At 73.3% G+C, this 18,501-nt stretch carries 15 protein-coding genes; 8 read left to right on the forward strand and 7 right to left on the reverse strand.

Annotation, left to right across the window (positions count from 1 at the left end; genetic code table 11):
* The first annotated feature begins 5 nt into the window (after positions 1-5).
* From ACZ7LT_RS28935 to ACZ7LT_RS28950, 4 genes are read left to right on the forward strand one after another with little or no spacing between them, the layout of a single operon-like run.
* The gene (locus ACZ7LT_RS28935; protein ID WP_471239050.1) at positions 6-1,532 is read left to right on the forward strand and encodes a hypothetical protein; all 1,527 of its coding nucleotides are present in this window, start codon (positions 6-8) and stop codon (positions 1,530-1,532) included.
* Complete coding sequence (locus tag ACZ7LT_RS28940) at positions 1,529-1,774, forward strand: hypothetical protein (protein WP_471239051.1); 246 nt, start codon at positions 1,529-1,531, stop codon at positions 1,772-1,774. The genes ACZ7LT_RS28935 and ACZ7LT_RS28940 overlap by 4 nt, the downstream gene beginning before the upstream one ends.
* Positions 1,771-2,670, forward strand: a complete 900-nt coding sequence (locus ACZ7LT_RS28945; protein ID WP_471239052.1) for a hypothetical protein — start codon at positions 1,771-1,773, stop codon at positions 2,668-2,670. Before ACZ7LT_RS28940 ends, ACZ7LT_RS28945 begins: the two co-directional genes overlap by 4 nt.
* Positions 2,671-2,701: 31 nt before the next feature.
* On the forward strand, positions 2,702-7,438 hold the full coding sequence (locus ACZ7LT_RS28950; RefSeq protein ID WP_471239053.1) for a hypothetical protein: 4,737 nt from the start codon (positions 2,702-2,704) through the stop codon (positions 7,436-7,438).
* An 81-nt stretch (positions 7,439-7,519) separates the two neighbouring features.
* Here ACZ7LT_RS28950 and ACZ7LT_RS28955 read toward each other — a convergent pair whose 3' ends face one another.
* Complete coding sequence (locus tag ACZ7LT_RS28955; protein WP_471239054.1) at positions 7,520-7,972, reverse strand: hypothetical protein; 453 nt, start codon at positions 7,970-7,972, stop codon at positions 7,520-7,522.
* 358 nt (positions 7,973-8,330) lie between these two features.
* Between ACZ7LT_RS28955 and ACZ7LT_RS28960 the strand changes: the two genes are divergently transcribed.
* From ACZ7LT_RS28960 to ACZ7LT_RS28975, 4 genes are read left to right on the forward strand one after another with little or no spacing between them, the layout of a single operon-like run.
* The gene (locus ACZ7LT_RS28960; protein WP_471239055.1) at positions 8,331-11,111 is read left to right on the forward strand and encodes a nitrate- and nitrite sensing domain-containing protein; all 2,781 of its coding nucleotides are present in this window, start codon (positions 8,331-8,333) and stop codon (positions 11,109-11,111) included.
* Positions 11,108-11,548 (forward strand): roadblock/LC7 domain-containing protein, encoded by a 441-nt coding sequence (locus tag ACZ7LT_RS28965; RefSeq protein ID WP_471239056.1) that lies wholly within the window; start codon positions 11,108-11,110, stop codon positions 11,546-11,548. The genes ACZ7LT_RS28960 and ACZ7LT_RS28965 overlap by 4 nt, the downstream gene beginning before the upstream one ends.
* A 10-nt stretch (positions 11,549-11,558) precedes the next feature.
* Positions 11,559-11,981 (forward strand): DUF742 domain-containing protein, encoded by a 423-nt coding sequence (locus ACZ7LT_RS28970; protein WP_471239057.1) that lies wholly within the window; start codon positions 11,559-11,561, stop codon positions 11,979-11,981.
* Positions 11,962-12,567: a GTP-binding protein gene (locus ACZ7LT_RS28975; protein ID WP_471239058.1), complete on the forward strand. Its 606-nt coding sequence runs from the start codon at positions 11,962-11,964 to the stop codon at positions 12,565-12,567. Before ACZ7LT_RS28970 ends, ACZ7LT_RS28975 begins: the two co-directional genes overlap by 20 nt.
* A 109-nt stretch (positions 12,568-12,676) precedes the next feature.
* On the opposite strand, the gene glpK is transcribed toward ACZ7LT_RS28975, so the two are convergent.
* From glpK to ACZ7LT_RS29005, 6 genes are all read right to left on the reverse strand, one after another.
* Positions 12,677-14,185: a glycerol kinase GlpK gene (gene glpK, locus ACZ7LT_RS28980; RefSeq protein WP_471239059.1), complete on the reverse strand. Its 1,509-nt coding sequence runs from the start codon at positions 14,183-14,185 to the stop codon at positions 12,677-12,679.
* 28 nt (positions 14,186-14,213) lie between these two features.
* On the reverse strand, positions 14,214-14,975 hold the full coding sequence (locus ACZ7LT_RS28985) for an MIP/aquaporin family protein (RefSeq protein WP_471239060.1): 762 nt from the start codon (positions 14,973-14,975) through the stop codon (positions 14,214-14,216).
* 173 nt (positions 14,976-15,148) lie between these two features.
* Positions 15,149-16,384 (reverse strand): lipid-transfer protein, encoded by a 1,236-nt coding sequence (locus ACZ7LT_RS28990; protein WP_471239061.1) that lies wholly within the window; start codon positions 16,382-16,384, stop codon positions 15,149-15,151.
* Positions 16,385-16,422: 38 nt separating this feature from the next.
* The gene (locus ACZ7LT_RS28995; RefSeq protein ID WP_471239079.1) at positions 16,423-16,872 is read right to left on the reverse strand and encodes a Zn-ribbon domain-containing OB-fold protein; all 450 of its coding nucleotides are present in this window, start codon (positions 16,870-16,872) and stop codon (positions 16,423-16,425) included.
* 117 nt (positions 16,873-16,989) lie between these two features.
* Positions 16,990-17,346 carry an Mpo1-like protein gene (locus ACZ7LT_RS29000; RefSeq protein ID WP_471239062.1) on the reverse strand — a complete coding sequence of 119 codons (357 nt, stop codon included), beginning with the start codon at positions 17,344-17,346 and terminating at the stop codon, positions 16,990-16,992.
* 137 nt (positions 17,347-17,483) lie between these two features.
* Positions 17,484-18,293: a M15 family metallopeptidase gene (locus ACZ7LT_RS29005; protein ID WP_471239063.1), complete on the reverse strand. Its 810-nt coding sequence runs from the start codon at positions 18,291-18,293 to the stop codon at positions 17,484-17,486.
* Positions 18,294-18,501 lie beyond the last annotated feature (208 nt).

The following is an 18,501-nucleotide window of genomic DNA, read 5'->3' on the forward strand; positions in this document are numbered from 1 at the left end:
GCACCGTGACTTCGCCTGCCTCGACGGACTTCGCTCCGCCCCAGCTCAGCGCGGGGCCGCGGCCCGCCCAGGGCCCGGCCGCCGACGAAGGGCTCGCGCGGCGGCTGCGCGCGCTCGCGTGCACCGCACCCCTCCACGACCTGGACGCGCGCAAGGCGAATCTGGCCGGTGAGTACTCGGTCTACGCGATGGCGGAGGTGGCCCTCGCCGCCATCGACCTCGTCACCCTCAACATGGACTTCGACACCGGCGCCGACCACGAGCAGATCGTCGCCCGGCTGCTGCCCCGCGTCGCCGCCCAGGCCCCCGACCGCCCCGCCGCCGAGCACGAGCGCGTCGCCCGCTGGGTGCTGGAGAACCTGATCAACGTCGGCAGCGTGGACCGCGGCTTCCGCGCGGTCTACGGCACGTTCGGCCCCGACGGGGTGTACGTCCGGCGGGACTACGACTTCAAGCTGATCGAGGAGGTCCCCGGCTACGGCGGCAGCGTCTACCTCCGCACCACCGACGAAGCCGTCAACGTCCTGGTCGGGGCCCTCGACACCGATGTCACCAGCGCCCAGATCGCCGCCGAGGTCAAGCTCGAGGTCCTGATCAGCCGCGGCCGGCTCGCCGACGCGCAGCTCGCCGCCGAGCAGGCGCGCTACCGCACGGTGCAGTACGCCGAGACCCTCCGCAAGACCCTGGAGGCGACCCGGCGCAACGTCCGCGCGGTGGACTGGCTGCAGGCCGTCCCCGACATGATCGCCGAGGCGCTCGACCACGTTGCCGACCGCTACCGCCACGAGAACGCGATCCTGACCAACATCCGCAAGGCCCGCGACGAGGCGGAGGACCACGAGCACAAGCGGCGCGCGGCCGAGCTCGTGGACATCGTCAAGGACTGCATCCGCCGCCACACCCAGCTCCAGTCCCGCCTCCTGGAGGCCGGTCCGCTCTTCCGCGCCGAACAGGACCGCCAGGCCTTCGCCGCGCCCGCCCCGCACACCGGCATGGACCTCTACGGCCAGCTGGTCGCCCCGCTCCTGCCGCTCCCCGTGGAACAGGCCATACGCGTCACCGACGCCTTCTTCGCCCAGGGCACCGGACTGCGCACCCCCGTGTCGGTACGGGTCACGGACCTGGTGGACATGCTGCTCACGCCTCCTGTCGAGCGGGAGCACCTGGGCGCTGAGATGCCCGAGCCCGACCTGATCGCCACCCCCGACGACAGCCGCTTCAGCGAGGAGCAGCTGGCCGCCGCCATGGACCTCCTCGACCTGGAGCACGACGCCCCGCGCCGCCTCTCCGGCCTGCTCGCCGAAGCCCGCCGCCGGGACCCGGACCTTCCCTACCTGGTGGCCCTCCTCGCCGTCCACGCGGCGAGCCCCCCGGTCGGCACGGCCTACCGCCAGGGCGAGGAGCGGCTGCTGTTCGCCGTCGACGACGGCACCGAACTGCGCGACCCCGAGTTCGGCGGCGCCGACCTGATCGTCGGCACGGCCCTCCTCGACGCGGCGGGCATGGCCGCGGACCGCCAGGAGTCCACGTGACGGCCCCAGGCCGACGGAGGACGGTCCCCGCCCACGCCGGCCCGACGCGACCCCTGGCCCCAGGCCGCCGCCCCGCCGGGGCGGCCACCCCGCGGCGCGCCCCGGGCGCCCCGGACCTCGCGCCGGAGACCCGGTCCCACCCCGCCCGCCGGCCCGTCTCCACCCGCCCCCGGATCCGTACCGCCCCGCACCCCAGCCCCACCGCACCACCGATCACCCGCACCAAGGAGCCCCAGCCGTGAGCGACCACCACGCAGAGCACGCCGACGCGTGGAGCGAGGCCGAGGCGGCGCCGGCCGCGCCCGTCGCGGCGGGCGGGGTCACCCCCGCCGACGCGGCCGACGCCGCACGGCTGGTCTCCTTCGGGCTGCAGCCCAAGCTGCTGCCCGCCCGCGACGCCGAGTACGCCGACCTGCTCCGCCGCTACCGCGAGGAGCCCGCCTTCGCGCGGCTCGCCGACGCCGTCGCCACCGGCCTCGGCCTCGTCGTCCTCGAGGTCTCCCCGCGCGCGGGGATGGCCGTCACCGCGGGAGAGGACTCCGTCTTCGCCGTCCGCATGGGCGACTACGCCCGCCGCGCCTCCACCGACTCCGCCGACCGGTTCCTGCACGGCCTCGCCCACCTCGCCGTCGCCGCCATGGCCTTCCCCCGCCCCGAGGACCTCGCCGACGACGGCTACATCGGCCGCCTCACCGTCAACGGCGTCGACGCCTTCGTACGCCAGGCCTGCCGCCGCCTCGAAGAGCGCGCCGAGGAGCAGGGCGAGAACACCGACCCCGCCACCGACGCCCCCGGACTGGAGGCCGCCTGGCGGATCTACGCCCGGCGCAGCGCCACCGGCGCCACCAAGGACGCCCGCCGCCTCGCCGGTTCCACCACCGGCATCGTGGGCAAGGCCGTCGCCTTCCTCACCGACTCCGGCTTCCTCCAGCGCACCGGCGACGACGCCGGCGGCTCGTACCGCACCACCGCCCGCTACCAGCTCCAGGTCCGCGACATGGCCGGCAGCGCCGCCATGGCCGAGCTCCTCGACCTCGGCATCGTCCCGGTCACCGACGGCTCCGCCACCCTCCTGCCGCCGCCCGAGGGCGACGACCTCGAGCTCGCCGCCGACGCCGGCCTGCCCTTCCACGCGTAACCGCCCCTCCAGACGACGAGAGTCCGCCGCCATGTACGAGCTGTCCCGGGTCCGCCTCTACTCCATCGGTCCGGCCGGTGCGCGCTACGCCGACACCGTGCTGGACCTGCGGGGAGTCGGCGAGCCCGTGCCCAACCCCGCCCCCACGCAGGCGGAGTTCTTCGAGGAGGAGCCGGTCGGCCCGCCGCGCCGCCCCGCCCCCGCGGGCGTGCTCTTCCTGGAGAACGGCGGCGGCAAGTCCGTACTGCTCAAGCTGATCTTCTCGGTGATGCTCCCCGGCCACCGCAACACCCTCGGCGGCGCCAGCTCCGGCGTGCTGCGCAAGTTCCTGCTCGCCGACGACTGCGGCCACGTCGCTCTGGAGTGGCAGCACACCCTCACCGGCGAACTCGTCGTCGTCGGCAAGGCCAGCGAATGGCGCGGCCGCCAGGTCTCCAACGACCCGCGGAAGTTCGCCGAAGCGTGGTACTCCTTCCGGCCCGGTCCCGGCCTCAGCCTCGACTCGCTCCCCGTCGCCGAAGCCACCTCCGTCCGGCCGCCCGCCGAGGGCACCTCCGGCGCCCAGGGCCGCCGCCGCACCATGAAGGGCTTCCGCGACGCCCTCACCGACGCCGGCAAGGCCTACCCGCACCTGGAGGTCTACTGGGAGGAGATCCACGACCGCTGGAACGAACACCTCGGCGACCTGGGCCTCGACCCCGAACTCTTCCGCTACCAGCGGGAGATGAACGCCGACGAGGGCGAGGCCGCCGGCCTCTTCGCGGTCAAGAAGGACTCCGACTTCACCGACCTGCTGCTGCGCGCCGTCACCGACACCCGTGACACCGACGGCCTCGCCGACCTGGTCAGCGGCTTCGGCAACAAACTGGGCCGCCGCGCCGAACTGACCGCCGAGCGCGACTTCACCGCCGGCTCCGTCGACCTCCTCGGCCGGATCGTCGACGCCGCCGAGACCCGCGCCCGCGCCCGCGAGGTCCACGCCGGCGCCGAACGCCGCACCCGTACCCTCGCCCGCCGCCTCTCCGCCCGCGCCGCCGACGAACGCGGCCGCGCCGCCGAGCTCGCCCAGCAGGTCACCGCCGCCGCCCACACGGTCACCGAAGCCGAGGCCGCGCGCAGCCGCAGCTCCCTGATCGCCGCCGAACTGGCCTACCGCCACGCCTCGCTGGCCCTCACCGCCGCCGAGAAGGGTGCCGCCTCCCAGCGCCGCGAGCTTACCGACGCCCGTACGCTCCATTCGGCCTGGCAGGCCGCCGAATCGGTCCTCCGGCACCGCGCCGCCGCCGACCGCTCCGCGCGCGTGGCCGCCGCGATCCGCGAAGCCGAGCGGGACGCCGCCCCCGCGCTCGCCGCCCGCGCCAAGGCCGCCGCCGATCTCGTACGCGCCCTGCACGCCGCCGCCGAGGAAGGCGAGCGCCATGCGAGCGAGGAGGAGGAGCGCTCCGCCGCCCTCCAGGAGGCAGGCGAGACCGCGCACCGCGACGCCACCTCCGCCGCCACCGAAGCACAGCGCGCCCGCAGCGAGGCCCAGCACCTGCGCCAGCGGCTTGCCGAGGTCGAGCAGGAGACCGCCGAAGCGGTACGGGCCGGTTGGCTCGACGACACCGCCCCGGACGCCGACCCCGCCCGCGCCGCGCTCGCCGCGAGCGACGCCGAGAAGACCGCCGTCGCCGCCTGGGACACCGCGCGCGACGCCGCCCGCACCGCCGGCGACCACGCCCGCGAGGCCGCCGCCGCCGAGACCCGGGCCGAACTGGCCGCCGCCCGCGCGGCCGACGCGGCCCGCGCAGCCGCGCACGCCTACGACGCCGAGCGCCGCGCCGCCGAGTCCATCGCCGCCGACCCCCGCCTCGCCGAACTGCTCAGCCTGCCCGCCGCCACGGCGGCCCTCCCCGGCCAGCGCGGCGCCCAGCCCGCCGCCCCGGCCGACGGCACCGGCCGCGCACCAGGCTTCCCGGGCACCGGCTACACCACCGGCACCACGGCGCACGGAGCCCGCCCCGACGGCCCCCTCACCGTCACCGAGTTCGACCGCTACGCCGACGAACTGCGCGAACTGCTCGACCAGTCCATCGCCTCCGCCGAGCGCAGCCTCTTCGAGCTGCGCACCGCCGCAGCCGACGACTCCCGGATCCTCGGCGCCCTCGGCGACGGCGGCCTGCTGCCGCCCGGCCCCGACGTCCTCGCCACCGTCGAATACCTCGGCGAGCACGGCATCCCCGCCCTGCCCGGCTGGCGTTATCTCGCCCAGGCGGTCGACCCGGCCGACCACGCCGCCGTACTCACCGCCCGGCCCGAGCTCGTCGACGGCGTCGTCATCACCGACCCCGTCTCGTACGCCCGCGCCCGTGAGGTGCTCGCCGGGGCCGCGCTGCTGCCCCGTTCCACCGTCGCCGTCGGCACGGCGGCCGCCCTCCTCGCACCCGTACCGGCCCAGGACGCCACCGGCGACACCGACGTCTTCCTCGTCCCGCCGAACCCGGCCATGCACGACGAGCACGCCGCCGACGAGGAGCGCCAGACCCTGCGCGCCCGCGCCGCCGCACGCGACGAGGAGATCCGTACGCTCGCCGCCCGGCTCACCGGCGACCGCTCCCTCGCCGCCCGGATCGGCTCCTGGCGCGCCGACTGCCCGCCCGGCATGCTCACCGAACTCGCCGCCGCCGCGGACACCGCCCGCGAGGCCGCCGAAGCCGCCGAACAGACCCTCGCCGAGGCCCGTGCCGTACGGACCGAGGCCGACGAGGCGGCCGCCGAGACCGCCCGGGTACGCGACGAGCGGCAGGAGGCCGCCCAGCGGGCCCGCCGGGCCGCCGACGCCCTCGCGGGCCTCGCCTTCCGGCTGCGGGAACGCGCCGGCTGGCAGGCCAAGCTCCGCGAACTGGCCGACGACGCCGCCGAGTCCGAGGCCCGCGCCCAGACCTTCCTGGAGCGCGCCCGCGCCGCCGACGAGGACCGCCGCGCCGCCCAGCGCGCCGCCGACGACGCCCACCGCACCGCCCGCGCCCTGCGCGCCGAACGCGCCGAGATCGCCGGCGCCCCCGAGAACCTTCCCGAGGAGGACGCCGACGCCCCGCGCGCCGCGCTCCCCACCCTCCGCGAGGCCTACCGCGCCGCGTCCCAGCTGTACGAGAAGGTCGGCGTGGGCGCCGACCTCCGCGCCGAGCAGGCCCGCGCCGAGAGCGACGAATCCGCCGCCCTCGCCGAACTGGACCGGCTCACCAACAAGGTCCGCACCCGCGCCGAGCAGCTCCTCGAATCCACCGACGGCGCCGACGGCCCGTCCCGCCAGGCCGCCGCCGCCCGCGCCGAGTCCCTGGTCCAGATGCTGGAGACCCGCGCCTCCGAGGCCAGCGAGAAGCTCGGCCGGCTGCGCGGCGAGGCCGAACGCCTCGCCCCCGCGGACGGCGAGGCGCACACCGAGCTCCCCGAGGAGCAGATCCCCGCCGACGCCGAGCAGGCCCAGGCCCTGCTGCGGACCGCCACCGGCGAACTGGCCACCCGTACCGACGCCCTGGACACCGCCCGCGCCAGCCACGCCGGACTGCTCCAGGCCCACCGCGCCGCCGAGGACGCGGCCGGCGGCTTCGAGGAGACCGCGGCCCTCCTGCGCGACCTGCTCCGCGACCACACCGAGGAGGAGCAGGACGAGCCGGACTCCTACCCGGGCACCCTGGAGGAGGCCCGGCACTCCGCCGCCGAGGCCCGCCGCTCCCTGCGCGGCTGCGCGGCCGACCTGTCCGCCGCCGACGCGGCCGTACGGGAGTCCTGCGACATCCTCGTACGCCACGCCAACTCCACCCGCTACGAACAGGTCCGCACCCCGGCCCGGCAGCAGATCCGCGAACTGCCCGCGGCCGCGCTGCCGGAGCACGCCGCCAAGTGGGCCGAGGCGTTCGCGCCGCGCCTGCGCGTCCTCACCGACGAGCTGGAGCAGCTGGAGCGCAACCGCGACTCGATCGTCGACCGACTGCGCGGCCTGGTCGAATCGGCGCTCACCACGCTCCGCTCCGCACAGCGGCTGTCCCGGCTGCCCGAGGGGCTGGGGGAGTGGTCGGGACAGGAGTTCCTGCGGATCCGCTTCGAGGAGCCGGACCAGGCCACGCTCACCGAACGCCTCGGCGAGGTCATCGACGAGGCCACCCGCGCCGCCGTCAAGAAGAACTCCGACCTGCGCCGCGACGGCATGTCGCTGCTGCTCCGCGGTGTCCAGGCGGCGCTCCAGCCCAAGGGCATCGCCGTCGAGATCCTCAAGCCGGACGCGGTGCTGCGGGCCGAGCGCGTCCCGGTCGGGCAGATGGGCGACGTCTTCTCCGGTGGCCAGCTGCTCACCGCCGCCATCGCCCTCTACTGCACGATGGCGGCCCTGCGCAGCAACGACCGCGGCCGTGACAAGCACCGCCACGCGGGCACGCTGTTCCTGGACAACCCCATCGGCCGCGCCAACGCCACCTATCTGCTGGAGCTCCAGCGGGCCGTCTCGGACGCGCTCGGCGTCCAGCTCCTCTACACCACGGGCCTTTTCGACACCACGGCGCTCGCCGAATTCCCGCTGGTCATCCGGCTGCGCAACGACGCCGACCTGCGTGCGGGGCTGAAGTACATCAGCGTCGAGGAGCATCTGCGCCCCGGTCTGCCCCAGCAGCGTCCGGACGGGGAGAGCGTCCACGGCGAGATCACCGCGACGCGGATGTTCCGCCGCGCCGCCCCGGAGCCTCAGGCCACCCCGGAGTCGACCGGCACGCCGGAGCCCACCGCGGCCCCGTAGCCGCGGCCCGCGCGTCCGCGGTCCACGGCGGACGCGCACGGCACGGGTACGGGAAACGCGTACGGCACGGGGTACGGGACGTCAGGCTCGGGAGAGCCCGCCCGTGCCCCGCCTCCGTATCCGGGCGGCCTCGCGGGCGGCGCCGCGCGCCTCCCGGCGGGCCCGGCGCCGCTCACGCCGCAGCTGCCGGGCCGTACTGCTGGGCGCCGAGACCACGCCATGCCGCTGATTCCACACCTGGCGCGTCACCCACACGTCCAGCACGCTCCAGGTCGCCACGACCGTGCTGGCGACACTGCTGAGCACCATGGGAAAGGCGAGCCAGGATCCGGTGACGGAGGCGAAGAAGGCCACCATGGCCTGGATGAGCGTCACGGCCGTCAGCAGCACGGCCCGCACCGCCGCCGTCCGGACGGGGTCGGGCATCCGGCGCCGCTTGGCAGGCTCCTCCACCCACAACGGACGCGGAACGCTCCGCTCCGCCATGGTTGCCCCCGCCATGGGCGCCCCTGCCCGGCGCTCGTGCCTGTCCATCGCTCTGTCACTCCCCACCAACGACCGACTTCAGGGTGGCTGCCCGTCTTGAGCCGCTTTAAGCCGGCAGCCCCCGCCCCCGTACATAAGGACGATTGGCCGGACAAAAAGATTCCCGCCGACGGAGGACTTCCAGCCATCTGTCTCTGTACGGAAAATGATGCTCTGCCAGGTGTCCTGTGCCACAGCCGGGAACCCCAACTCCCCGAATACCAGGACAAGCCGTGATCAACACGCTGCTCCTCGGCCGAAAATCGTCCGGACGTGCCTTCGAGTTGGCTGGGAGGCAGTAGTAGGCTCACGCCGTTTGTTGACATGAGAACCCCCGCACCGGGCGGAGGTTGAGCTGGGGGAGGCCATGCGCTTTCGCGGGAAGTCCATCCGCAGGAAGATCGTGGCGTTGCTGCTTGTGCCGCTTGTCTCCCTCACCGGTCTCTGGGGATTCTCCACCCTCCTCACCGGACGCGAGGCCGACCAGCTCCTCGACGTCGGCTACATCGTGCGGAAGATCGGGTACCCCCTGGAGGACACCGTCCGGGTCATCCAGCAGGAACGCCACCAGACCCTGATCTACCTCGCCGACCCCCGCGCCTCCGACGCGCTGACCGAGCTGCGCCGCCATCGCGCCGCCACCGACGAGGCGATCTCCCGGGTCCGCGGCAACGCCGAGGACCCCGACGTCCGCGACGAGATGCGCCCCACGGCGACCCAGCGGCTCAACTCCCTCCTGGGAGCCATGGACGAACTGTCCGCCCTGCGCCGCTCCGTGGAGAACCGCAGCATCGGCCGCATGCAGGCCATGGAGTTCTACAACCGCGTCATCGACCCCTGCTACGGCTTCCTCATGTCCCTCCACGCGCTGGAAAGCGTGGAGATGGACAAGCAGGGCCGCGCCCTTGTCGGCCTGGCACGCGCCCGGGAGATGCTCGCCCGCGAGGACGCCCTCGTCGCCTCGGCCCTCATCACCCGCCGGATCACGGCCCAGGAACTGCGCGCCCTCTCCGACCTGATCGCCCAGCGCAAGCTGTTCTACGAGGTCAACCTGGAGGTCCTGCCCAGCCGGGAACGGGAGATCTTCGGGCAGTACTGGAACAGCGCCCGCACCGGCCCCCTGCGCGACACCGAGGAGGCCCTCATAGCGGCAGGTCCCACCAAGGACCCCCGCACGACCGACCTCGCGCGCTGGGAGGAGATGACCGACCCGATCCTGGTGGATCTGGCCGGGGAGAACACCAAAGCCGGCGACCGCTACCAGCAACGCGTCGAACCCGCCGCCTACAGCGTGCTCCTCAAGGCCGGCGTCGCCGGCGTCCTCGGCTTCCTCGCCCTGCTCGTCTCCGTCATCGTCTCCGTACGCATCGGCCGCGACCTCGTCCGCGACCTCCGGCAGCTGCGCAAGGAGGCCCACGAGGTCTCCGGCGTACGGCTGCCCAGCGTGATGCGCCGCCTCGCCGCGGGCGAGCACGTCGACATCGAGACCGAGGCGCCGCACCTCGAATACGCCAAGGACGAGGTCGGCGAGGTCGGCCAGGCCCTCAACACCCTTCAGCGGGCCGCCATCGAGGCCGCCGTCAAGCAGGCCGACATGCGCCGCGGCGTCGCCGAGGTCTTCGTCAACCTCGCCCGGCGCAACCAGGTCCTCCTCCACCGCCAGCTCACGCTCCTCGACACCATGGAACGCCGCACCGAGGACACCGACGAGCTCGCCGACCTCTTCCGCCTCGACCACCTCACCACCCGCATGCGCCGACACGCCGAAGGCCTGGTGATCCTCTCCGGCGCCGCCCCCTCCCGCCAGTGGCGCAAGCCGGTCCAGCTCATGGACGTCGTACGGGCCGCCGTCGCCGAGGTCGAGGACTACGAACGCATCGAGGTACGGCGCCTGCCCCGCCTGGGCGTCGGCGGCCCCGCCGTCGCCGACCTCACCCACCTCATCGCCGAGCTCCTGGAGAACGCCACGGTGTTCTCGCCGCCGCACACCGCGGTCCAGGTCCTCGGTGAGCGGGTCACCAACGGCTTCACCCTCGAAATCCACGACCGCGGCCTCGGCATGACCCCGGAGGCCATGCTCGACGCCAACCTGCGGCTCGCCGAGACCCCCGAGTTCGAGCTCTCCGACACCGACCGCCTCGGCCTCTTCGTGGTCAGCCGCCTCGCGCAGCGCCAGAACGTCCGCGTCTCCCTCCAGCCGTCCCCCTACGGGGGGACGACGGCCGTCGTCTTCATCCCGGCGGCGCTGCTCACCGACGCGCCCGAGACCCAGGGCTCCGGTTTCCGCCTGGACCGCAAGGGCGGCGGCCACACCGAGCGCCGGCGGCCCGCACTCTCCCAGGTGCCCTCCCCGGCCGCCACGACCCGCGCGCTCGACGGCCCCGTCGAACTGGAGCCGCCGCTCGGCACCGCGGACTTCGACGAGCGCCCCGCCTACTCCGGCATCGAAGCGATGCTGGACAGCTCCGCCGACCTCGACGACACCGAGAGCGAACGCGGCGGCCTCTTCCGGGCCCGTGACCCGCACCGCCGCACGCCCTCCGAGCACCAGCCGGCCGCCGGGCAGCACCCCGAGCGCGCCGCCGGGCCCGTCCCGCTGCCCCGCCGCCGCCCGCCGACCCTGATCGCCGAGCACGGCCGCCGCGTCGACGAGCCGGGCCGCGCCCACCCGGCGCCCAGCGCCGACCGGCCCGGCCGCGACGAGCGCCCGCGCCTCGCGCCCGCACCCACCCTCGTACCGGCGCCCACACCCAAGCACGCCGCACCCGCGCCCCGGACCTCCGAGCGCCCCGCACCCAAGCCCCACACGCCCGAGCCCACGACTCCACCGACGCCCCCCACACTCGTGCCCGCGCCCGCCCCCGACGACTCACCCACGATGCTCATCGGAGGGCTGCCCCGCCGGATCCGCCAGGCCAGCCTCGCCCCCCAGCTGCGCGACACCGCCGCAGCGGGTGGCACGGTCGGCCGCGTGGACGCGCCGGAGGCGGACACGGACATCGAGCGCGACGCGGAAGAAGTACGCAGCCGCATGGCCTCGATGCAGCGCGGCTGGCAGCGCGGGCGACGGCAGAACGCCGCCACGGCCGACACCGCCGAGACCGGCGAGACAGCACCAGGAACAACACCCGAGGGGGACGGTCGATGACCGCACCGAACGCCGCAGCACCCAACGCCACCGGAAGCGGTTCCGGCGAACTCAACTGGCTCCTCGATGAGTTGGTCGACCGTGTCGGCTCCATCCGCAAGGCCCTGGTGCTCTCCAGCGACGGCCTCCCCACCGGCACGTCCAAGGACCTCACCCGGGAGGACGGCGAACACCTCGCCGCCGTCGCCTCCGGATTCCACAGCCTCGCCAAGGGCGTCGGCCGCCACTTCGAGGCCGGCCGGGTGCGCCAGACCGTCGTCGAACTCGACGACGCCTTCCTCTTCGTCACCGCGGCCGGCGACGGCAGCTGCCTCGCCGTCCTCTCCGACGCCGACTCCGACGTCGGCCAGGTCGCCTACGAGATGACGCTCATGGTCAAGCGGGTGGGGGCCCACCTGACCACGGCACCCCGGACCGGCCTGCCCGCCGGCGGCTGAGGGCTCCGGCATGACTGACTCCGGCCATCAGAGGACCGAGGAGCCGCTGGACGGGCACCCCCACCACTGGTTCGACGACGACGCGGGACCGGTGGTCCGCCCGTACGCGATGACGCGCGGGCGGACCAGCAGCGCCTCCCAGCACCGTATGGACCTCATCGCGGTGGTCGTTCCCGAACCGGCTGCCGAGGATCCCGGCCGGGACCAGACGCTCTCGCCCGAGCACGTCGAGATCGTCGAACGCTGCAGTGACTTCCCGCAGTCGATCGCCGAGCTCGCCGCCGGCCTGGACCTCCCCGTAGGGGTGGTACGGGTCCTCGTCGGCGACCTCGTCGAGGACGAACTCGTCCACGTAACCCGTCCCGTTCCGCCGGCCGAACTGCCGGACGTGAGCATTCTCCGCGAGGTGATCAATGGCCTTCGGGCGCTCTAGGCGCACCAAGCCTCCGGTCGAGCCGGTGACCCTGAAGATCCTGGTCGCCGGTGGCTTCGGGGTGGGCAAGACGACCCTGGTCGGCGCGGTCAGTGAAATCCGGCCGCTGCGCACCGAGGAGTCGCTGAGCGAGGCGGGGCGTCCGGTCGACGATCTGCACGGCGTCGAGACCAAGACGACCACCACGGTCGCCATGGACTTCGGCCGGATCACCCTGCGCGAGGACCTCGTCCTCTACCTCTTCGGCACGCCCGGCCAGGACCGCTTCTGGTTCCTCTGGGACGAACTGGCCCAAGGGGCGCTCGGTGCCGTGGTCCTGGCCGACACCCGCCGTCTGGAGGACTGCTTCGCCGCGGTCGACTACTTCGAACGGCGCGGCATCCCCTTCACGATCGCCGTCAACTGCTTCGAAGGCGCCGACCGGTTCCCGACGGAGACGGTACGGGCCGCGCTGGACCTGGACGACGAGGTGCCGCTGCTGATGTGCGACGCCCGCGACCGGGAGTCCGTGAAGAACGTCCTGGTGTCGGTGGTGGAGCACGCGATGATCCTGGCCGGCCGGGAGCGGCAGCCGGCCACGATGTGACATGACGACGATGTGACATGACACGGCCCGTACCCCCACCGACAGGGGTACGGGCCGTGCGCCATGAGGGCGCCGGGATGTCACACGGCACCTGGCACGCGCCGCGATGTCACACGGCACCGTCCTCCCAGCCGAAGCTGCGCTCCACCGCCTTGCGCCAGTTCGCGTACTCCCGCTCCCGCACCGGCGCCTCCATCCGCGGCGACCACTCCACGTCCGGCCGCCAATGGGCCTTCAGCTCGTCCGTGTCCGACCACACCCCCGTCGCCAGCCCGGCCGCATAGGCCGCGCCCAGGCAGGTCGTCTCCGACACCCTCGGCCGGATCACCGGCACCCCCAGCACATCGGCCTGGTGCTGCATCAGCAGCTGGTTGGCGGTCATGCCGCCGTCCACCTTCAGCGTGGTGATCGCGACCCCGGAGTCCTGATACATCGCGTCCACCACCTCCCGCGTCTGCCAGCTCGTCGCCTCCAGGACCGCCCGCGCCAGGTGCGCCTTGGTGACGTACCGGGTCAGTCCCGTGACCACACCGCGGGCGTCGGCCCGCCAGTACGGCGCGTACAGCCCGGAGAAGGCCGGCACGATGTACGCCCCGCCGTTGTCCGCCACGCTCGCCGCCAGCGTCTCGATCTCGTCGGCGCTGCGGATGATCCCGAGCTGGTCGCGGAACCACTGCACCAGCGCACCGGTGATCGCGATCGACCCCTCCAGGCAGTACACGGGGTCGGCGCCACCGATCCGGTAGCCGACGGTGGTGATCAGCCCGCTCTTCGACGCCACCGGCCGGCGCCCGGTGTTCAGCAGCAGGAAGCTGCCGGTGCCGTACGTGTTCTTGGCGGTGCCGGGCTCGTAGCAGGCCTGGCCGAAGACCGCGGCCTGCTGGTCGCCGAGCGCGGACGCCACCGGCACCCCCGCGAGCCGGCCCACGGCCGTCCCGTACACCTCCGCCGACGAGCGGATCTCGGGCAGCATGGCGAGCGGCAGGTTCATCGCGGACAGGATCGCCTCGTCCCACTGGAGGGTGTGCAGATCCATCAGCAGGGTGCGCGACGCGTTGGTGACGTCCGTGACGTGGACGCCGCCCTCCGTGCCGCCGGTGAGGTTCCAGATCAGCCAGGAGTCCATGGTCCCGAAGGCGATCTCGCCGCGTTCGGCCCGCTCCCGCAGACCGGGTACGTGTTCGAGCAGCCAGGCCGCCTTGGGGCCGGAGAAGTAGCTCGCCAGCGGCAGACCGGTCGTGTCCCGGAAGCGGTCCTGACCGTGTTCGCCGGCGAGCTCCTCACAGAGCGCGGCGGTACGGGTGTCCTGCCACACGATCGCGTGGTGGACGGGCCGGCCCGTGGCCCGGTCCCACAGCACGGTCGTCTCCCGCTGGTTGGTGATCCCCAGGGCGCTGAGCTGGTCGGCCCGCAGCCCGGCCTTGGCCAGTGCGCCCGCCACGACCTCCTGCACCGTGGACCAGATCTCGGTGGCGTCGTGCTCCACCCAGCCCGGGCGGGGGAAGATCTGACGGTGTTCACGCTGGTCGACGGCGACGATCGCACCGTCCTGGTTGAAGACGATGCAGCGGCTCGAGGTGGTGCCCTGGTCGATTGCGGCGACGAACGTGTCCGTCATGGCGGCTCCTTGGGACCGAAGGCGGAGGCTAGAAGGCTGCGTTGAAGACCAGACCGGCGAGCAGACCCCCGATGACCGGGCCGGCGACCGGCACCCAGGCGTAGCCCCAGTCGGACGTGCCCTTGTTGGGGATCGGCAGCAGCGCGTGCGCGATACGCGGACCGAGATCACGCGCGGGGTTGATGGCGTACCCGGTCGGGCCGCCGAGCGACATGCCGATCCCGACGACCAGCAGCGACACCAGCAGGATGGAGATGCCGGAGCCGTACACACCGGCGGCCTGGCCGGTGACCTGCCCGACGCCGATGCCGTCGTTACGGGCGAAGGCGAGCACCGGCAGGACGAGGGCGACGGTGGCGATGATCTCGGTGACGAGGTTGGCGACCGGGTGCCGGATCTCGGGCCCGGTGGCGAAGATCCCCAGGGTCGGCCGGGCGTGCGCGGCGTCCGCGTTGGCCCGGAACTGCGCGTAGTAGACCAGCCAGGTCAGTACGGCCCCGAGGAACGCACCGGTCATCTGCCCGAGGATGTACCACGTCACATCGGACCAGATACCGGTGTCGACGGCGAGGCCCAGGGTCACGGCGGGGTTGAGGTGCCCTCCGGAGAGCGGGGCCGCGGTGTACGCACCCGCCAGCACGGCGAAGCCCCAGCCGAAGGTGATGACCACCCACCCGGCGCCCTTCGCCTTCGAGAAGTTGAGGGTGACGGCGGCACACACACCGGCACCAAGAAGGATGAGCAGAGCGGTACCGATGACCTCACCGACAAAGATGTTCCCATTGCTCATGGCTGCTCCTCAGCAGGGTGCTTCGTCCATGGCCAGGAAGTGGTGATGTACGGCGATGCCGACGAGGAGGCAGTTTTCTCCGCTCATGACGGGGCGTCAAGCATGCGGACACTACGAGAGGTTCACGGCCCCGCGGGCAATGTGCCACAGCACACTCGGCACATTCCGCACCCTCAGCGCACCGCGACGACCGCCGAACCGTGCCCGAAGAGCCCTTGGTTCGCCGTGATCCCCACCCGCGCGCCCGGCACCTGACGCCCGCCCGCCGTGCCGCGCAGCTGCCAGGTGAGCTCGCAGACCTGCGCGATCGCCTGCGCGGGCACCGCTTCACCGAACGAGGCCAGACCACCGCTGGTGTTGACCGGGAGACGGCCGCCGAGGGCGGTGATCCCCTCCCGTACGAGCTTCGCCCCCTCACCGGCCCCGCACAGCCCGAGGTCCTCGTACCACTCCAGCTCCAGAGCGGTCGACAGGTCGTACACCTCCGCGAGCGACAGGTCCTCCGGGCCGATGCCCGCCTCCTCGTACGCGGCCCGGGCGATCGAGGCGCGGAAGGTGTGCGGTGCGGGTGAGACGGCGGCGGCCGAGTCGGTGGCGATGTCGGGCAGGTCGAGGACCGCCTTGGGGTAGGTCGGCGTGACGGTGGAGACCGCCCGGATACGGACCGGGTCGGTGGCCCCGTGCCGCCGTGCGAACTCCATGCTGGAGAGCACCAGCGCCGCGCCGCCGTCGGAGGTGGCGCAGATGTCGAGCAGCCGCAGTGGGTCCGCGACGACGGCGGAGCCCGCCACCTCCTCGGCCGTGACGGCCTTGCGGTAACGAGCCCGGGGGTTGAGCGCGCCCGCGGCCGCGTTCTTCACCTTGACCAGGGCGAAGTCGTGCGGAGTGTCACCGTGCAATGCCATACGGCGCCGGGCGTAGAGCGCGAAGTACGTGGGGTTGGTCGCCCCGAGGACTCGGAACCGCAGCCAGTCGGGGTCGTCCGGCCGGTCGCCGCCCGCCGGGGCGAAGAAGCCCTTCGGCGCCGCGTCCGCGCCCACGACCAGGACCACGTCCGCGAGGCCGGCGAGGATCTGGGCCCGGGCGGTGGCGACGGCCTGCGCCCCGGAGGCGCAGGCGGCGTACACGCTGGTCACCCGCGCCCCCTGCCAGCCGAGGGCCTGGGCGAAGGTCGCCCCCGCCACGTACCCGGGATAGCCGCCGCGCACGGTGTCGGCGCCGACGACGGATTGCACGTCCCGCCAGTCGACCCCGGCGTCGGCGAGGGCTTCCCGGGCGGCCACGGTTCCGTACTCGACGAAGCCGCGTCCCCACTTGCCCCACGGGTGCATCCCGGCGCCGAGCACGGCGATGTCGCGGGTGCCGGGTTCTGGGCCGGCCCCGGACCCCGGGTCCGGCGCCACTGCCATGTGACCCCCTGCCATGTAACCGGCCGCCATGTCACCCGTCACAGCGCCTCCCCGCCTTCCGGCCGCACCGGCCGCCATTGCCAGGTCGTCCAGACCGTGCCCGTCTCCGGGTCCTCGTCGAGGACGCCGGGCACGACCTCGACCTCCGCCCCGATGGCCAGGTCGGCGACGCCCACGCCCGGCGCGGCCTGGCCGAGGACGACCATCGCCTCGGCGGCCAGCTCGACCGCGACCAGGGTGTACGGCTCCCACGCGGTGTCCGGGTCGGAGACGTACGGCGCGGGTGGCCGGTACCTCCCGTCCGTGTACGACCACACGCGGCCCCGCTTGGACAGCGGCAGCTCGGTCAGCTCCTCGCCCCTGCACGCCGGGTTGCGGCAGAAGGAGTCCTCGCGCGGGAAGAAGACCGAGGCGCAGGCCGCGCACCGCGTACCGAGCAGCCGGAAGGCCTCCTCGTCGACGCCCTGCGTGAACCACCCGGCCACCACCGGTGTGTGACGTGTGACAGTCAAGGCCCCTCCCCGGCACCACGATCGGGCGGCAGCGCTCGCCCGACACGCCATCTGACGGTTCGTCAGAAGTGTGTCACGGATCCGGGGCGGAGGTCAGCGGTTCTCCGCGAGCCATTTCCCGGCGATCTCCGCCAGCTCGGCATCCCGCCCCGCCAGCATCATCCGGATCATCTGCGCGTCGCCGCGCAGCGACCACGCCGGATGCCCGAAGGTCGCCGGGTTGTTCTTCTCCAGAAGGAAATGCGCGGGCCACGCAGTGCCGTAGCCGATCAGCGGCAGCGCCGCGAGATATCGCGGCCGCCCCCGGACCAGCCCGTACGCGCTGATCGCGAGCCCGGTCAGCGTGCCCGTCAGATGGACCCACCGGGTCGCGGCCCGGGAGTGCATCGCCACGTAGTAGGGCCAGAATTCCTCGTACGACTCGTACGACTCGAAGCTCCGTTCAGCCATACGGGCACCGTAATCGCTCACCGGTGAACCGGATACGGGTCCACGGCGTCCGTAGGAGAGCAAGGAGAAAAAGCGGAACGGGCGGCCGGGACCCACGGGGGTGGTCCCGGCCGCCCGTTCCGTCGGCGGCCGTTGTCTCAGTGCCCGGCCACCGACCGGCGGGCCACCGGGAAGTCGAAGTACGTCGACGGGAACGGCTCCGGCTTGAAGGTGAAATGCCACCACTCCTCAGGCAGGTTCACGAACCCCTGCGCGCCGAGGGCCGAGGTGAGCAGCCGGCGGTTGGCCCGCTGATCGCCCTGGATCCGCGGATCGTCCGTATGCGACAGCGTGTCGAAGCAGTCGAAACCGGTACCCATGTCCACCGAGTTGTCGGGGAACCGCTCGGCCTGCGGCGCGTAACACTCCACCTGCTTCTCACCGGGCACATACGGCCGGGTCGGCACCGCCGGCAGCTTCACCAGCGTCACATCGACCGTCGAACCCCGACTGTGTCCCGACTTCTCCGCGATGTAACCGTCCGCGAACAGCCGGGACTTGTCGACGCGGGGATAGAACTCGGTCTTCATCCGCTCGTCCCGCAGGTCCTTCGCCCACCGTACGAAGTGGTCGACCGCCCGCTGCGGCCGGTAGCAGTCGTAGACCTTGAGGGAGTAGCCCTGGCTCAGCAGCTTCCGCTGCGCCTGCCGCAGAGCCTGCGCGGCCGGCCGGGTCAGGATGCACAGCGGCTGGCGGTAGCCGTCCACAGGCTCGCCGACGAAGTTGTGCGCCGTCGTGTACCGCATGTCCTGGAGGATCGTCGGGTCCACGGACCGCAGCGCCACGAACTCCTCGGGCGCCTTCGGCTCAGGCCTGGCCTGTGCGGCGGGAGCGGCGGCGACGAGAACGGCGGCGCCGGCGGTGGCGGTCGCGACGAGCGCGCGGAGCACGGAAGCAAGTCGTGTCATGCGCACCGTCTATCAGCTTCCCGCGCACCCGGGGAAGAGCCCCCGCCCACGCCCCGGCAACCGACCGCGCCTGAACGGTCCTTCGGCCCACGCCCCGGCAACCGACCGCGCCTGAACGGTCCTTCGGCCCACGGCCGGAAACCGACCGCTCCGGCCGAACAGGCCCGCGACATCCTCTCCTCGCCACCCCGAACGCCCTCGGACGCCA

The sequence above is a fragment of the Streptomyces sp. NPDC039465 genome (assembly GCF_055639315.1).

Bases quoted from the DNA above. Each gene is read 5' to 3' on its own strand.
- ACZ7LT_RS28985 (WP_471239060.1), bottom strand. From the start codon at position 14,975: ATGAGCAATGGGAACATCTTTGTCGGTGAGGTCATCGGTACCGCTCTG.
- ACZ7LT_RS28950 (WP_471239053.1), top strand. From the start codon at position 2,702: ATGTACGAGCTGTCCCGGGTCCGCCTCTACTCCATCGGTCCGGCCGGT.
- ACZ7LT_RS28990 (WP_471239061.1), bottom strand. From the start codon at position 16,384: ATGGCAGTGGCGCCGGACCCGGGGTCCGGGGCCGGCCCAGAACCCGGC.
- ACZ7LT_RS28960 (WP_471239055.1), top strand. From the start codon at position 8,331: ATGCGCTTTCGCGGGAAGTCCATCCGCAGGAAGATCGTGGCGTTGCTG.
- ACZ7LT_RS28965 (WP_471239056.1), top strand. From the start codon at position 11,108: ATGACCGCACCGAACGCCGCAGCACCCAACGCCACCGGAAGCGGTTCC.
- ACZ7LT_RS28975 (WP_471239058.1), top strand. From the start codon at position 11,962: ATGGCCTTCGGGCGCTCTAGGCGCACCAAGCCTCCGGTCGAGCCGGTG.
- ACZ7LT_RS28955 (WP_471239054.1), bottom strand. From the start codon at position 7,972: ATGGACAGGCACGAGCGCCGGGCAGGGGCGCCCATGGCGGGGGCAACC.
- ACZ7LT_RS29000 (WP_471239062.1), bottom strand. From the start codon at position 17,346: ATGGCTGAACGGAGCTTCGAGTCGTACGAGTCGTACGAGGAATTCTGG.
- ACZ7LT_RS28970 (WP_471239057.1), top strand. From the start codon at position 11,559: ATGACTGACTCCGGCCATCAGAGGACCGAGGAGCCGCTGGACGGGCAC.
- glpK (WP_471239059.1), bottom strand. From the start codon at position 14,185: ATGACGGACACGTTCGTCGCCGCAATCGACCAGGGCACCACCTCGAGC.
- ACZ7LT_RS29005 (WP_471239063.1), bottom strand. From the start codon at position 18,293: ATGACACGACTTGCTTCCGTGCTCCGCGCGCTCGTCGCGACCGCCACC.